This is a genomic window from Halovivax asiaticus JCM 14624 (genome assembly GCF_000337515.1).
Lineage (GTDB): Archaea > Halobacteriota > Halobacteria > Halobacteriales > Natrialbaceae > Halovivax > Halovivax asiaticus.
The window spans coordinates 26,937-41,613 of sequence record NZ_AOIQ01000009.1 but is presented as its reverse complement, the minus strand read 5'-3'; the positions used below and the strand labels follow the sequence as shown (position 1 = coordinate 41,613).

The window sequence follows — 14,677 nt, the reverse complement described above, 5'->3', positions numbered from 1 at the left end:
CACTCGCAAGGTGTGGCCGCTACCGCACCGCACCGGTCGGTGCGCCGGCTTGACTGTCCTCGTCGGGCTGCAGCCGAAGTTCGAATCGGGCGCCACCGGACGTGCTATCCTCGACGGTGACCGTCCAGCCGTGGGCGGACGCGATCTGTGTGACGATCGCGAGGCCGAAGCCGGTACCCCCGTCTCCCTTCGCGGTCGAGACGCCCGCGTCGAGGATCTCGTCTTTCAGATCGTCGGGGACGCCGGGACCGTCGTCGGCGACGTAGATCCCCTCGTCGAAGGTATCGACGTCGACCGCGACGTCGTCTCCGCCGTGGAGGGCGGCGTTGCGAAACAGGTTCTCGAAGAGTTGCCGCAGCCGGTCCGGGTCGCCCTCGACGGTCGGGAGGCTGCCGATGGTGAGGCTCCCGTCGGCGGTGTCGACGCCACCCCAGGCCGCTTCGACGACCGTCGCCAGTTCGACCGGCTCCAACGCACCGATTGCCTCACCGTCTCGTGCGAGCGTGAGGAGGTCCTCGATCATGCGACGCATTCGATCGAGTTCCTCGTCGACGATCGTCAGGTTGTCGACGTCACCGGACTCGATGGCCGTCTGGAGATAGCCTTCGGCGATCGAGAGGGGATTCCTGAGGTCGTGACTGACGATCGAGGCGAACGCGTCGAGGCGCTCGTTCTGGCGCTCGAGTTCTTGCTCGCGCTGGACGAGCGTGGAGATGTCGGTGTAGATGAAGTAGCCGTGCTGGTCGTCCCCGTCGGCTGGGATGGGCACACTTCGGAGCAAGAACGGGGCAACGCCGTCGTCGGTGAGCCGGTCGACCTCCGCGTCCACACGGTTGCCTTCGAGCACCTCGTCGTAGAGGCGTCGTGCGTCGTCCCGTTCGTCCGCGGGAACCACCGTCTCGACCACCGACGACCCCACCGCTACGTCGGGTTCGAAGCCGAACAGCCGGACGAACGCGGAGTTGACGGACTCGATGGTCGGCTCGCCGTCGACGACCTCGTACTGGATCGCGGCGTCCGGGATGTTCTGAAAGAGCGCGGCGAAGCGATCCCGTTCGCGAGTGAGGGCGCGCTCGAACCGAACCCGAGCGACCGCGTGGGTGGCGTAAGCCACGAGCAGCTCACAGAGGACTCGATCGACGGGTGCGAAGGCATCCACCTCGGTCGAGAACAGTTGGAAGACGCCGTCCGGCCCCATCGGAATCGACAGCACGGATCGATAGGGCGTGGTGCCGGCGTCGAATTCGTCCGCTCTCCTGAGATCGAGTTCGTCACCGTCCTCGCTATCGAGCTCGTCCCCGTTTTCGGGACCGAACTCGTCGGTGACGTCGGCGACGGCGATCGTCTCCTGGCGCTCGATGGTTCGACCCGCCAGTCCATCGCCGGCTTCGAGGCGCCCGTCGAACTGGTACGGGCGTTCGGCGGTTGCGGCGACGGAGGCGAGCACCCCCTCGTCCAGTTCGGCGATGCCGCAGGCGTCGGCGGCGAAGAGTTCGACCGCCCGTTCGACGACGAACTCGCAGACCGCGTCGACCTCGGATCGATCGTCGAGCGCGGCGACGGTCTCGTGGAGCCGGTCGACCCTCGCACGCGTCGTCTCGTCGTCCGCGCCGAACGCTTCGGCGGTGGCTGCAGGCGCGTACGTCGCCAGTCCGAACCCCGCCTCGGCCGGGCCGATCGGCTCCGTCTCGACCGTGAACAGTTGGCCGTCGAGTTGTACCGTTCGCGATCGGGTCTCGCCGTCACAGGCGGCGTGGTAGTTCGCTCGAAGCTGGGTGGAAACGGCCGGATCGAGTCCGACGGCGTCGAGGGTGGTGCCGTCGAATCGGCCGGGGTCGAGCCCAGCTTCGTCGTCGGTGCCCCCGGCGACGATGTGGTGACGTCGATTCTCGTCGAAGAGACAGATCAGTCCGTCTCGCTCGGCGGCGAGTCGATCGATCACGGCCCGGGAGAGGCTCTCTGGAACTGTCGAGTGGGCGGCGTCGAGCCGTCGAGTGAGGAGCGGATACCACTCGTCCGTCGGGCCAGCCGCGCAGACGGCGTCAACTGCACCGGCGTCGAGGACAGCCGTCGCCGTCACGTCGGTCTCTGGGTCGACGAGCGCGACGACTGGTGTCGTGGGTGCGACACGCGTGACGGTCTCGATCCCCGCGATTACGTCGCCGTCGTCGGGTGTCCCGCAGCAGACGAGGTCGACGGCTCGTTCGTCGAGTGCAGTCGCGGCCGCATCCAGCGTCGCGACGTGAGATGATTCCCATCCCGACTCGGTGAGTTGCGTCGCGAGGTCGGTGCCGTGGCCGGAGCCGTCGAGAACGAGGACTGCAGCCTGGTGACGGCGCATTTCGACCGTACTCGGTCCAGAATCCCCAAAACCGTTCCGGCCCGACCGAAACCTCGGCTGGCTGTCGGCACAACCGTTCGTTCGATGAGTCCAGACTGCCTCTCCTCAGAGCAAGAGTGCGACGATGGCGAGGACGATGAACAGCAGCACGAAGATCCGAGCGATCTCCATCGAGATACCGGCGACACCGCGAGCGCCGACCGCGGCGGCGACGAGCGCCAGTACGAAGAAGATGACCGCCCAGTACAGGAACCCGCCGTTGCCGAACTGGAGTGAGACGGTGTCGACCATGGACTGGGCTGCAACGAAACCGACCTTAAGTGCTGAACACTGTTCGCTTCACAAATCCGTCAACTGACACGAGTAATGAGTGCGTACTTGCCGCATTCGACGATCTGGCCGATATTCCTCCCGTTTTTTATCTGTACGCGGTGTGTCATCACGACAGTATTCGAGGCGTGCCGGCGGTAGCGTTATCTCTTTGCATGTGGTATGGTAGCTTATGACTGTGTTTGCCGCCGTCAGCCCGTTCGATCGGTTGCGTCGAACGTACGAGGCCGACACTCGATGTACGTCCTGCGGGAGTGAGGACGCGAGCGGGTGGACCGTCCGTGCCAGCGGTCGCTCGGTCCGGTACGAGCGCGAGTGTCTCAGTTGTGGGGCTCGTGAGCGTCGGGAAATTCGCCTTCCGGCGTAGCAAAGCGGGCGGTGGTGAGCGGGTAGGGGTAGGAGGACGGGGTGCGATTAAATAGCAATGTCGCCCGGCGTGCGACGAGGGCTCTCCCGGTGAGACGAAGCGGCTATACGCGTCGGGGCGCTTTGCCCGGCAATGAGTACTCCCACGCCCGAGGTCTACGAGCAGGGCAAGGGTATGGACGCCCACAACCAGGTGATGCGGGAGATCCGCTCGCGCAAGGAGGCGAGCTACGACCCCCACGAGCCGACGCGCGTCTGGCTGGACGAGGACAACACGCCCGACGGCGTCAAACGGAGTCTGACGATCATCCTCAACACGGGCGGCTGTCGCTGGGCCCGCGCCGGCGGCTGTACGATGTGTGGGTACGTCGCCGAGAGCGTCGACGGCGGCTCCGTCTCCCACGACGCGCTGATGGACCAGATCGACGTCTGTCTGGCACACGAGGCAGATAACGCAGACGAGCCGGCCACACTCATCAAGATCTACACTTCCGGCTCCTTCTTGGACGAGCGCGAGGTCGGCGCCGAGACTCGCCGGGCCATCGCCGAGACGTTCGCCGACCGCGAGCGCATCGTCGTCGAATCGCTCCCCGATTTCGTCGACCGAGAGAAGATCGCCGACTTCACCCAGTACGGCATCGACACGGACGTCGCCATCGGCCTGGAGACGGCCACGGACCGCGTCCGTCACGACTGCGTGAACAAGTACTTCGACTTCGCCGACTTCGAGGATGCCTGCGCAGAGGCCGCCGCGGCGGACGCGGAAGCAGATGCCGAACCGGACGTCGACCGCGGGGCCTCGGCCGGGATCAAGGCCTACCTCCTGATGAAACCGCCGTTCCTCGCGGAATCGGAGGCCGTCGAGGACATGATCTCTTCGATCGAACGCTGTGCCGACGTCGAGGGCTGTCACACCGTCTCGATGAACCCGTGTAACGTCCAGCGCTACACGATGGTCGACGACCTCTACTTCAACGACGGCTACCGCCCGCCATGGCTCTGGTCGGTCGCCCACGTCCTCGAGGAGACTGCCGAGGTCGACGCCATCGTCGTCTCCGACCCGGTCGGCCACGGCTCCGACCGCGGCCCGCACAACTGCAAGGAGTGTGACGATCTCGTCCAGAAGGCGATCAAGGACTTCGACCTTCGGCAAGACCCCTCCGTCTTCGAGCAGGTCTCCTGTGAGTGCGAGACGACCTGGGAGACGGTGATGGAACTGGAGACGAGTTACAACATGCCGCTGGTTCGATAATTGGGCGACTGACGGAGTCGCTATGGCGGACGTAGCGACGAACTGGCACGAGTCAGGACGGATGCTGGTGCTTGAGGCGCTCGCCGATCTTTCCCGGGACTGGCGTCTGACAGTCTTTGCACTTCCAGGTGGGATAGACACCGCTCTCGTCTTTCTCCAGGTCCTGCCGAAAGCGGAGTTCGGCACCACAGACACAGCGGTAGGTCGTCGATGCCATGGTCTGATTTCGACGTGCGAGGGGATAACCGCCACGGCGAGCCGAACACGATGAGACGACCGTATTGGACGAATGGTCGCAACGAAACACCAGCTGCGACGGTCCACCGGTTGCGTGGACACCTGCGCGCGATCTGTTGTCGAACGGAGAAAGTACTTATGTGTGACACGAAACCGTCGAGTGATGCCCTCCCGACGTCGTGTTCTCGGAACCGTGGCAGCCGGTCTCTGCGCCACGCTCGCGGGCTGTATCGACGCTGCCGGTGTCCTGCAGATGGACGAGGCCACGACGGACGAGATTCTCGATCCGACGACGGTCGAGGTCGGTCGGACCGGCGAGGAGCGCAACATCGTCGTCGACGTTCTCGACACCGGTTCGGCGATCGTCTCCGGTGAGCGACCGCCGCTCGGGGTCGATCAGCCGGTTACCTACGACGGAACCGTCTACGAGCTGGCTCGTACCGAGACGGGCGACCAAACTCGCACCGACTACCGGGTCGTTCTCGAGGCCGATCCCGGGGCGGCCGACACTGCCGAACGTCGGTTCGACGCGCTCCCGAGCGTGGACGCCGAGAAACTCGACTCACTCCTCGCCTCGCGTGCGTCGGGCGACGATGCCGTCGGCGCCGACCTGTCCTACACCGAATCGGAGCGGGCGGAATCCGCCATCGTCCCCGAACCAGCGTTCGACGTCCTCGTGGTCGACGGCGAGCGGATGGGCGTCGAGATCGAGCCGATCGAGACGACGGTGACGACCTACGAGTACACGCTGGTCGACGAACTGGGGAGTGAGGGGCGCTACGCCGACGAGCTGGCGGCCGACCATCGATTTTCCCTCGCGGGCCTCTCCGACGCTGAACGCGATGTCGTCGAGGAGGCCATCGACGAGGGTGGCTACTACGCCGACTCGACCGACGACGAAGCGTTCGAAGGCGTCGCGCGAACGTTCTTCGACCACGGCCCCTTCGCGAGCGACGACGATCGGGCCTACTGGATCGCGACCTACGAGGAGACGACGTACGTCGCGATGGTGGACCCGATCCGGTGGCCTGCCCTCCGGCACGACGTGCCGACAGCCGACTGATGGTGCCGGCCTGACCTGGCTCGAACGACCCGCCTCCGGCCCGGACCATCAGAGATAAATACGCGTCTGTAGCACCACTCAAACAGATGATTCCGATCGACGACTCCCCGATCGTCCGCGACGGAAAGGTACTGATTCTCGCGATGGACCACGGCCTGGAGCACGGCCCCGTCGACTTCGAGAACGTCCCGGCAAAGCTCGATCCGTCGACGGTCTTCGAGACGGCGACGCACGACGCCGTTACCGCGATGGCCGTCCAGAAGGGTATCGCCGAGGGCTACTACCCCAGCTACGAGGACGACGTCAACCTCCTGTTGAAGATCAACGGGACCTCCAACCTCTGGATGGGCGAACCCGACTCGGCGGTCAACTGCTCGGTCGACTACGCCGCGGAGATCGGTGCCGACGCGCTCGGTTTCACCGTCTACGGCGGCTCGAACAACGAGATCGAGATGGTCGAGGAGTTCCGCGACGTGCAGGAGGCCGGACGCGAACACGATCTCCCGACCGTCATGTGGTCGTACCCGCGCGGGCAGGGACTCAAGAACGATACCAAGCCGTCGACGATCTCCTACGCGACCCGTCTGGCACTCGAACTCGGCGCCGACGTCGCGAAGGTCAAGTATCCCGGCAGCAAGGAGGCGATGGCCCATGCCGTCGACTGCGCTGGTGACATGAAGGTCGTCATGTCCGGCGGCTCGAAGACCTCCGACTACGAGTTCCTCTCGACCGTCGAGGCCGTCATGGACGCCGGCGCGAAAGGCCTGGCCGTCGGCCGCAACGTCTGGCAGCGTGAGGATCCGACGCACCTGCTCGACGCCCTCGAGAAGGTCATCTACGAGGGCGAGACCGCCGACGCCGCGCTCGACGAATGAGCGAGCGCGACGGCGGCGGAACGGACGCCGACGGAACCGGTGGCGAGCGTGCTGACACCGGTCGCGCCGCGACGATCGATGCGATCGTCGACGTCGTCGCGGACTCGGCCGAGGACATCCGGAGCGGCCTCGTCGGTCGGCGCGGCAAGTCCGATCGGGAGAATCCGAGCGGCGACGTGCAGGCCGAGGCGGACGTCTACGCCGACGACCTGCTCGAGGCGCGTCTGTCGGCGATCGACGGCGTCGCCGAGTATGCGAGCGAGGAGCGCGCCGACGTCGTCGACTGCGGCGAGGAGGCGACCGCAGCCGATACGGTCGCCGTCGCCGTCGATCCGCTCGACGGTTCCTCGAACCTCGAACCGAACAACACGATGGGGACGGTCTTCGCCGTCTACGACGAGCCGCTTCCCGCACCCGGAACGTCGATCGTGGCCTCGGGCTGGGTGCTGTACGGTCCGATCACGACGATGGCCGTCGCTCGCGGCGGCACCGTCACGAAGTTCGAACTCTCGGGCGAGGAACCGACCGTCGTCGAGGAGGATGTCACTATCCCCGACGATCCGCTCGTCTACGGCTTCGGCGGTCGCGTCCCTGACTGGCCCGACGACTTCGCGGAGTTCGCCCGGGCGGTCGAATCCGATCCCTCGCACAAACTCCGCTACGGCGGCGCGATGATCGGCGACGTTAACCAGGTCCTCACCTACGGCGGCATCTTCGCCTACCCGGCGCTCGCGGACAATCCCCGCGGTAAACTCCGCCTCCAGTTCGAGGGCAACCCCATCGGGCACCTGATCGAGACGGCCGGCGGTCGCTCGTCCGACGGCTCCCGGTCACTGCTCTCTGTCGAGCCGAACGAACTGCACGACCGGGTCCCCCTCCACGTGGGTACCGCCGTGTTGATCGACCGCCTCGAAGCCACCCTCGAATAGTGGACCAAAACCGCGTCTCGTTTTCCGAGTGCAGGATTGCTCGGCTGTGGCCGCTCCAATCGCTCCGCTGTGATCGGCCCGATCGTTCCGCTGTACCCGCCAGTTCGATCCGCTGTGATCGACAGGCGTCAGCGGACGACGGTTACCGGAACCGTCGCCCGTTCGACGACCGCCTTCGCGACGCTGCCGAGCATGGCCTCGGCGCGACGTGACCGTCCCTGGTGGCCGACGAAGATGGCGTCGAACCCCTGTTCGTCGGCGAAGTCGGTGATCGCCACGTCGGGATCGCCGTAGAGGAGTTCCCCCTCGGCGTCGACCGAGTCGACGGTTTCGAGCGCGGAGTCGAGGATGGCCTGCCCTCTGGTCTCCGTGTCCGCGATGTTCTCGACGATCAGTCGCTGGTCGGCGTCGGAGCGCGACGAGATCGGTTCGCTGCCGCCGAGGTCGTAGACGGCCGGGTCGACCGTGTGGACGACGGTGAGCGAGGCGTCCATCGCTGCGGTAATCTCGGCGGCGTACGACAGGGCGCGGTCGGCGGGATCGGAGTCGTCGATTGCCACGAGGTGCCTCATAGCGCACGATACACTGCCTGTGCCGATAAAGCGCTACCTGCCTCGAAATCCGGGTTGGTCAGCTGTCGGCGGGTCCGGCAACACTTCCCGTCGCCGCCCCGAGAATCGCGAAGGTGATGGTCCCGCCGATCACCGCGACGTAGAACGCCCAGCGGGGCCAGCCGGTCGAGACGAAAAGCAGCGTGAGCCCGACCACCCAGCCGGTCACCGTCAGTGCGAGCCACGCGAGTCGCCACAGCGCGGCGCCGACTTGCTGGAGTGACAGGGTGTCGTACATTGTCTCAGAAGTGATAGCCGTGGGCGCTGGTGAGTGCGTGGGCTGCGATCCCCCAGCAGTGATTCTGTCCCGGCCACCAGGTTCGGGCGCTGTTGACCGAGGCGACGAGCGCGCCGTCGACGCCTGCCGGATCCGGATCGACGGTGACGGAGCCGCTGTCGCCGTTTCCGAGGGTCGATTCGTTCCCCCAGGTCACCTGTCCCAGTCGGCAGCCGTCGGCCGTCACGCAGGTGGCGGCGTCGATGCCGTGAATCGGGCCGCTCGTGTAACCGGTCGAACCGCCGACTTTTGCGAGGGTGACGCCACGGGCGACGCGATCTGCCAGCCCCCAGCGCGTGAGTTGCCCGCGGATCGTCAGTTGGCCTCGATTTCCCAGCACGCTTCCCGGCGTGTGGCCGTTCGTGGGTGTCCCGATCGCGACGTCACTGTCTGTGAGTGCCGTCGACGCGAGGCCGACGGTCTCCGGCTCAGAACGCCCGTCGATCGGCACCGTGATCGCCGTCCCGTGAAATTGCTCCGTGTCTCGAAAGGCGTGGAGTGCTGTCCCGAAGGTCGGGTTTCCGTCCACATCGTACAGCGCCGGCGTGAGTGTCGCCGCGTGGCCCCCGGTCTGGCAGCGGACGCCGCCGGGGACCGGATCTATCGACCAGCCGAGCGCGAGGTGGTCCTCGCGTTCGACGTCGGCGTCTCGAATGTCGTCGATCACCTCCGTCCGCGTGACTCGCACCCCGATTCCCTCGAAGATCCCGTGCCACTCGATGTCAAGCGTCGACACCAGCTCACCGATCGTCCGGGGGATCGCGCCGAGTTCGTCTGGGCTGGCGTGGATCGAGATTCGAGCGGTTCCGTCCTCGTAGGAACCGGGGACGACGGCACTGTTCAGGTAGCCGGGAAGGCGCGTCGCGAGCAGCCGTTCGTGGAGGTCGAAGGCGGCCTCGACTCGCGCTCGCCAGTCGGCGGGCACCGTCCGGGTCCGGGACTGGATCGTCGACGGGTCGATCCCGCCGTCGCCGGGGCCCGGGTGGACGAGAGCGGTCTCGACCGAGACGGTTCCCTCCGGCGGATCGAGGACTCGGTCCACGCCGAGGACGCGCGTCAGGCCGAGCGCACCGGCGACGCTCCCCACGGACGCGAGGACCGAGCGCCGGGAGGCGAACCGACCTGCGGCGCGTGCCGTCGACTCACTCGACGGATCGCCGTCGTGATCGGTCACGGTGGTCGGTTCGTCGGGTGACTGATGGTCCCGTTCGTCGGGTGGTTCTCGGTCGGTCATCGATCCCAGCCCGGGTTATCGGGTCGGCGGAGAGAGGATGGCCGACTCGGTGGCAGTTGTGCTTGCGAGGTGCGTGTCGCCGACCTAACGGGCCGGTGACGAATCCCTCCGCCCGTGACCAACACGAATGGAAAACGGTTTGGCGTCGACCGCCGCAGATGGCGACATGAAAGTACGCATCGGGGCGGACGCGTCGGCCGACGAGGCCGAAGCAATCGCATCGGCGATGGCCGAACACGTCGGTGGTGAGGTTTCGGTCTACGTCGGTGACGACGCCGAGCCGGCCGCAGTCGAGGACGTCGCTGGTGACACCAACTCACCACCTGGGACAGGCGGGACGACCGGTACGGTCACGCCGGCGGCGGACGATCTGGGACCGACCGACCGCGAAGCGACGCTTCGTGCGGAGATCGCCGAGATCCTAGACGGCGGCCCGGAGAAGTACAAGGAGCAACTCCCCGAGGAGGACAAACTCTTCGTCCGCGATCGGATCGATCTCTGGTTTTCCGGGGACGGGAACGACTTTCTCTTCGAGGACGGCCGGTTCGCGGAGTTCGACGCCGACGACCAGCTCCCTGCCGACGGCCTCATCACCGGCGCCGCGACGTTCGAGGACCGGGACGTCCACTTCATGGCCAACGACTACACGGTCAAGCGCGGGTCGATGGCCGCCAAGGGTGTCGAGAAGTTCCTCCGAATGCAACAGCGCGCGCTGAAGACCGGCCAACCCGTCCTCTATCTGATGGACTCCTCCGGCGGCCGAATCGACCAGCAGACGGGCTTTTTCGCCAATCGGGAGGGCATCGGCAAGTACTATTACAACCACTCGATGCTCTCCGGGCGTGTCCCGCAGATCTGTGTGCTCTACGGTCCCTGTATCGCCGGCGCCGCGTACACGCCGGTCTTCGCCGACTTCACGATCATGGTCGAGGGGATGTCCGCGATGGCGATCGCCTCGCCGCGGATGGTCCAGATGGTCACCGGCGAGGAGATCAGCATGCAGGAACTGGGCGGCGCGTCGATGCACGCCCGCCAGTCGGGCAGCGCCGACCTCGTGGCCCGCGACGAGGAACACGCCCGCGAACTCGTCTCCCAGCTGATCACGTATCTGCCGAACAACGCCGACGAACAGCCGCCCAAGACGCCCGGTCGGCAGCCGGTCGCGTCGCCGGCGGGGATCGACTCGATCGTCCCGCAGGAGCCGAATCGCGGTTACGATATGGTCGACCTGATCGACCGCGTCGTCGACCAGGGATCGTACTTCGAGCTCAGCCCGGACTACGGCAAGGAGATCATCACGGCCTACGCCCGGATCGATGGCCGGCCGGTCGGTATCGTGGCCAACCAGCCGAACCACCGCGCGGGCGCGATCTTCCCCGACGCCGCCGAGAAGGCCGCCGAGTTCATCTGGAAGTCGGACGCGTTCAACGTCCCGATCCTCTATCTCTGTGATACGCCCGGCTTCATGGCTGGCTCGCAAGTCGAGAAGGACGCGATCCTGGAGAAGGGCAAGAAGTTCATCTACGCCACCTCCTCGGCGACGGTGCCCCAGCAGACGGTTGTCGTGCGCAAGGCCTACGGCGCCGGGATCTACGCGATGGGCGGGCCCGCCTACGAACCCGAGAGCGTCATCGGACTCCCCTCCGGCGAGATCGCGATCATGGGTCCCGAAGCCGCCATCAACGCCGTCTACGCCCGCAAGCTGTCCGAGATCGACGACGAGGACGAACGCGCCGAGATGGAGGCCGAACTTCGTGAGGAGTACCGCGAGGACATCGACATCCACCGGATGGCCAGCGAGGTCGTCATCGACGAGATCGTCCCGCCGAGCGAGCTTCGAACCGAACTCGCCAACCGCTTCGCCTTCTACGAAGGTGTCGAGAAGGAGCTTCCGAGCAAGAAACACGGGACGGTCCTGTAGCCGGCAGCCCACTCCGTCCGACTCGCTCACTGTCCCGTCCCAATCTCATCGCGAGGGGTCGATCACGTCTTTCTGCGGCGATTCCGTAGCGGGTGACTCCTTTCCCGGTTGTACGACGGGTAACTCCCTCCTACCGAGCCTCGAAGCACGGCACTCTCCCCGTAAGCACCGACTAGCGCCCCCGCTGTGTCCGTATCCCTGGGATAACTATTCGTCGAGCGGTGGCCCGCTCGGACGAGTCACTTCGGGGTAGCGGTGGACCCGGTTCGGGTTTCGTGGCATGTGTGGTCTCGTGGACCCGGCGATCGGTTCGAGTCCGGCGAAGTGGCCTCCATGAGCAGCCGTACGCAGCACGCCCTCGACTGGTCGCCGGTGCCGACCCCGTCCGACACCGAACGTGTCCTGTGGGGCCTGGTCACTATCGTGTTGATCGGCGACGTCGTGACGACGATCGTCGGCCTCCACCTCGGTCTCTCCGAGTCGAATCCCATCGCCAGATCGGCCATCGACGGCTGGGGCGTCGTCGGCATGCTGGCGCTGAAAGCCGGGGCGGTCGCCATCGCCGTCGCCTGTCGGGGGCTCGTTGCGCCGACGTATCGATCGATCGTGCCCGCCGCGCTCGCGATTCCGTGGGGCGCGGCGGCCATCGTCAATCTCTACATGCTGTCGCTGGTCGTCTAGGCTCTCTCGCGTCTACCGGCGGATCCTGTCCCGAAGCTCAATTCGTTCACTAAAATCGTGTGAGAAGATCTGAACGCGAACGACTGAGAAGCCGACTCGATAGATCGAACGCGACCGTTAGAGTCGCGTCGCCGCGTCAAGACTGATATCGATCGCGCGGGCGACGTTGTTCTTCGCCTTCTCCGGGAGCTCTTCGTCGTCGGTGTCCGTGCCCTTCTGGGTTCCCTCGACGAGGTTACCGTCGACGGTGCAGATGGCGCCGGCGCGCAGGCCCTTCCGGCGTGCGAGCGTGAAGATGGCCGCCGCTTCCATCTCGACGGCGAGCATGCCCGCCTCTTCCCAGGCGGTGACGTACGCGTCCGTCTCGGCGTAGAACGCGTCGTCGGTCGCGACGGGACCGACGTGGACGTCCGTGGATTCGGCCTCGGCGGCGTCGACGAGCGCCGAGAGTACCTCGTAGTCGGGAACGGCCGGGATCGTCTTCGCTTCGTAGCGCTTGGTCGTTCCCTCGTCCTTCGCCGCGCCGTTCGCGACGATCATGTCGCCGATCTCGAGGTCCGTCTGGAGGGCGCCCGTCGTCCCCACGCGAACGACCGTCTCGACGCCGACGGCGGCGAGTTCTTCGATGGCGATCGCGGCCGACGGCGAGCCGATCCCCGTCGAACAGATGGTGAGCTCTCGACCCTCGTATGTCGCATTGACCACGCGATACTCTCGATTCTCCGCGACCGTCTCGGCCTCGTCACAGTGGCTCGCGATACGGTCGACCCGTCCCGGATCGCCGGGAACGAGCGCGAGATCGTGGACGTCTCCCTCCTCGACCAGCAGGTGCGGCTGTGTCATATCGGCGATTTCGTCGCCGCTGACAAAAAGGCGCTCGTCTCGCGTCGCCACCTCGTCGTGGTCGAAATGGGACTCCGGTCGGTGACCGGTTGAGAGAGAAATCGCCACCCGAGAGCGGTAAGTACTTTTCTTCCCGGCCGGAACGGCGCGGTATGGAGTGGAAGCTGTTCGCCGACCTGGCCGAACGCGCCGGCGACAGACACCTGACCGTCGACGTCGAACCCGGGGAGAGGGTCGAGGACGCGTTACACGCGCTTCTCGACGATCACGACGACCTCCGCGAGCGCGTCCTCGACGAGGATGGCCAGCTCAGCGACGGCATCAACGTCCTCCGCAACGGCAGCGAGATCCACACCCAACAGGAGGGGCTGGAGACGACGCTCGAAGCCGGCGACGAACTCGCGATGTTTCCGCCGGTCAGCGGCGGGTAGTTCGGTCGGCGGACGGGTTCTGAATCGATTGAGCCGTGATCCGCTGGATGCTTAGTCTCGAATGGCCGCGAGCCCGCGATGCATCTAGTTTCTGTGCGCGGTAGATCATTTGTTCCGCGAGCGAACGCAGTGAGCGAGCGGGCCGACGACTGATGTGGAGTGCGCGGCGCGAAGCGCCGCGTTTATGCGAACGGCGTAGCCGTGAGCAGGCCGCGAAGCGGCCCGAAACGGAAGGAGGAGTGCTTTTCATCGAAGTTTTTCCGAGGGCCGGCTCCGCCGGCCCGCAGGGAAAAAGTTCGTTAGTAGTTCGTCAGATCGATCCCGAGGACGAAGTCGGGTTCGTCGGAGAGGTCGGCGCCGGCGTAGGAGGCGTCGCTGACGGCGGTGACGGTTTCGGGGATCAGGACGCGCGTCTCGTCGGCCCCGAGCTCGGCGGCGTCACGGGCGATGGCGGCGAAGAGGGATTTCGCGGCGGGCACGTCGGCCCAGGCGCCGACGCCGTACTCGGCCCAGTGGACCGTTTCGCCGTCGTCGTTTTCACGCTCGTAGTCGCGGCTTCGGTAGGCCATTCCCGAGACGCCGGTGTCGCCGTCGACGGCGAAGACGGCGGTGTCGTCGGCGAGGGTGGCGAGGTCGTCGCGGGTGAGGTCGCGCATGGCCCAGGACTCGTCGGCGTCGAGTGTGAGTCCGCGGAGGTGGGTACGGGCGTTACTCGTCGTCCAGAAGCGCCAGGCCGCGTCGGGGTCGGTCGAGACGGTGTGGGGGCCGTCGGCGTCGTGATCCGGGTCGGGCTGGGCGAAGCGGAACTCGGTTTCGGGAGCGAAGCCGCCGGCGCGGGCGGCGCCGAGGGCGGCGACGTTCCAGGAGAACGTCATCAGGCGTCCGACGGTCGCGCCCTGTTCGATCGCCCACTCAAAGCCGGCTTCGTTGAGCCGCCGGCTGACGCCCTGTCGGCGGTACGCGGGGTTGACACGCATACCCTGGAACCAGGCTTCGTCGGGCGAGAGCATGACCGCCTGGACGATCCCCGCCACGTCGTCGCCGACGGTCGCGAGGAACGTTCGTTTGTGGTCGTCGTCCTCGTCTTCCAGCCAGTCGTGGTAGACGTGGTGGAGGTAGTCGCCGCCGTGGTCGTCCCAGAGGTCGCGGGTGAAAGCGGCGACGCCCTCGTAGTCGTCGTGCGTTGCGCGTCGGATCTCGATGTCGGTCGCGTGTGTCATTGGGTCAGTTGTAATCGGGTGTGGGTGGGCTCGCGTGTCCCAGCTGGTGACTAGTCCGTTCGGCAC

General features: G+C 66.2%; 16 protein-coding genes. 8 read left to right on the top strand and 8 right to left on the bottom strand.

Translation table 11 applies throughout. From position 1 onward, the window contains the following. Positions 1 to 19: 19 nt before the first annotated feature. A complete protein-coding gene (locus tag C479_RS05025; RefSeq protein WP_007698837.1) occupies positions 20 to 2,341 on the bottom strand; it encodes a GAF domain-containing sensor histidine kinase in 2,322 nt (773 codons plus the stop codon). A 105-nt stretch (positions 2,342 to 2,446) separates the two neighbouring features. Continuing rightward, a complete protein-coding gene (locus C479_RS05020; protein WP_007698836.1) occupies positions 2,447 to 2,632 on the bottom strand; it encodes a DUF1328 family protein in 186 nt (61 codons plus the stop codon). Between the two features lie 211 nt (positions 2,633 to 2,843). On the opposite strand from C479_RS05020, the gene C479_RS15775 reads away from it, so the two are divergent. Next, positions 2,844 to 3,038: an HVO_0649 family zinc finger protein gene (locus C479_RS15775; RefSeq protein WP_083893811.1), complete on the top strand. Its 195-nt coding sequence runs from the start codon at positions 2,844 to 2,846 to the stop codon at positions 3,036 to 3,038. 132 nt (positions 3,039 to 3,170) lie between these two features. Beyond that, positions 3,171 to 4,289 carry an archaeosine biosynthesis radical SAM protein RaSEA gene (locus C479_RS05015; RefSeq protein WP_007698834.1) on the top strand — a complete coding sequence of 373 codons (1,119 nt, stop codon included), beginning with the start codon at positions 3,171 to 3,173 and terminating at the stop codon, positions 4,287 to 4,289. 52 nt (positions 4,290 to 4,341) lie between these two features. Here the strand turns inward: C479_RS05015 and C479_RS16480 are convergent, their stop codons facing one another. Next, positions 4,342 to 4,506 carry a hypothetical protein gene (locus tag C479_RS16480; protein ID WP_007698831.1) on the bottom strand — a complete coding sequence of 55 codons (165 nt, stop codon included), beginning with the start codon at positions 4,504 to 4,506 and terminating at the stop codon, positions 4,342 to 4,344. A 183-nt stretch (positions 4,507 to 4,689) separates the two neighbouring features. Here C479_RS16480 and C479_RS05010 point away from each other — a divergent pair, with 183 nt between their 5' ends. The 3 genes from C479_RS05010 (at position 4,690) to C479_RS05000 (ending at position 7,393) form a co-directional block, all read left to right on the top strand. Beyond that, complete coding sequence (locus C479_RS05010) at positions 4,690 to 5,589, top strand: hypothetical protein (protein WP_007698828.1); 900 nt, start codon at positions 4,690 to 4,692, stop codon at positions 5,587 to 5,589. 86 nt (positions 5,590 to 5,675) lie between these two features. Next, positions 5,676 to 6,464 (top strand): class I fructose-bisphosphate aldolase, encoded by a 789-nt coding sequence (locus C479_RS05005; RefSeq protein ID WP_007698825.1) that lies wholly within the window; start codon positions 5,676 to 5,678, stop codon positions 6,462 to 6,464. Next, the gene (locus tag C479_RS05000; protein WP_007698823.1) at positions 6,461 to 7,393 is read left to right on the top strand and encodes a class 1 fructose-bisphosphatase; all 933 of its coding nucleotides are present in this window, start codon (positions 6,461 to 6,463) and stop codon (positions 7,391 to 7,393) included. Before C479_RS05005 ends, C479_RS05000 begins: the two co-directional genes overlap by 4 nt. 128 nt (positions 7,394 to 7,521) lie before the next feature. Here the strand turns inward: C479_RS05000 and C479_RS04995 are convergent, their stop codons facing one another. Genes C479_RS04995 through C479_RS04985 form a run of 3 tightly spaced genes read right to left on the bottom strand, consistent with a single transcriptional unit; the run spans position 7,522 to position 9,515 of the window. Continuing rightward, positions 7,522 to 7,965 (bottom strand): universal stress protein, encoded by a 444-nt coding sequence (locus C479_RS04995; protein WP_007698820.1) that lies wholly within the window; start codon positions 7,963 to 7,965, stop codon positions 7,522 to 7,524. 58 nt (positions 7,966 to 8,023) lie between these two features. Beyond that, entirely contained in the window at positions 8,024 to 8,242 is a 219-nt protein-coding gene (locus C479_RS04990) for a hypothetical protein (protein WP_007698818.1), read from the bottom strand. Positions 8,243 to 8,246: 4 nt separating this feature from the next. Beyond that, on the bottom strand, positions 8,247 to 9,515 hold the full coding sequence (locus C479_RS04985) for a hypothetical protein (protein WP_007698815.1): 1,269 nt from the start codon (positions 9,513 to 9,515) through the stop codon (positions 8,247 to 8,249). A 166-nt stretch (positions 9,516 to 9,681) separates the two neighbouring features. Between C479_RS04985 and C479_RS04980 the strand changes: the two genes are divergently transcribed. Further along, positions 9,682 to 11,436, top strand: a complete 1,755-nt coding sequence (locus tag C479_RS04980) for an acyl-CoA carboxylase subunit beta (RefSeq protein ID WP_007698812.1) — start codon at positions 9,682 to 9,684, stop codon at positions 11,434 to 11,436. A 333-nt stretch (positions 11,437 to 11,769) separates the two neighbouring features. After that, a complete protein-coding gene (locus tag C479_RS04975; RefSeq protein WP_007698810.1) occupies positions 11,770 to 12,117 on the top strand; it encodes a DUF5658 family protein in 348 nt (115 codons plus the stop codon). Positions 12,118 to 12,234: 117 nt separating this feature from the next. Here the strand turns inward: C479_RS04975 and C479_RS04970 are convergent, their stop codons facing one another. Beyond that, positions 12,235 to 12,960, bottom strand: a complete 726-nt coding sequence (locus C479_RS04970; RefSeq protein WP_049907101.1) for a nucleoside phosphorylase — start codon at positions 12,958 to 12,960, stop codon at positions 12,235 to 12,237. A gap of 152 nt (positions 12,961 to 13,112) precedes the next feature. Here C479_RS04970 and C479_RS04965 point away from each other — a divergent pair, with 152 nt between their 5' ends. Then, positions 13,113 to 13,391 (top strand): ubiquitin-like small modifier protein 1, encoded by a 279-nt coding sequence (locus C479_RS04965; RefSeq protein ID WP_007698805.1) that lies wholly within the window; start codon positions 13,113 to 13,115, stop codon positions 13,389 to 13,391. Positions 13,392 to 13,690: 299 nt separating this feature from the next. On the opposite strand, the gene C479_RS04960 is transcribed toward C479_RS04965, so the two are convergent. Continuing rightward, a complete protein-coding gene (locus tag C479_RS04960) occupies positions 13,691 to 14,611 on the bottom strand; it encodes a GNAT family N-acetyltransferase (RefSeq protein WP_007698803.1) in 921 nt (306 codons plus the stop codon). Positions 14,612 to 14,677: the final 66 nt, after the last annotated feature.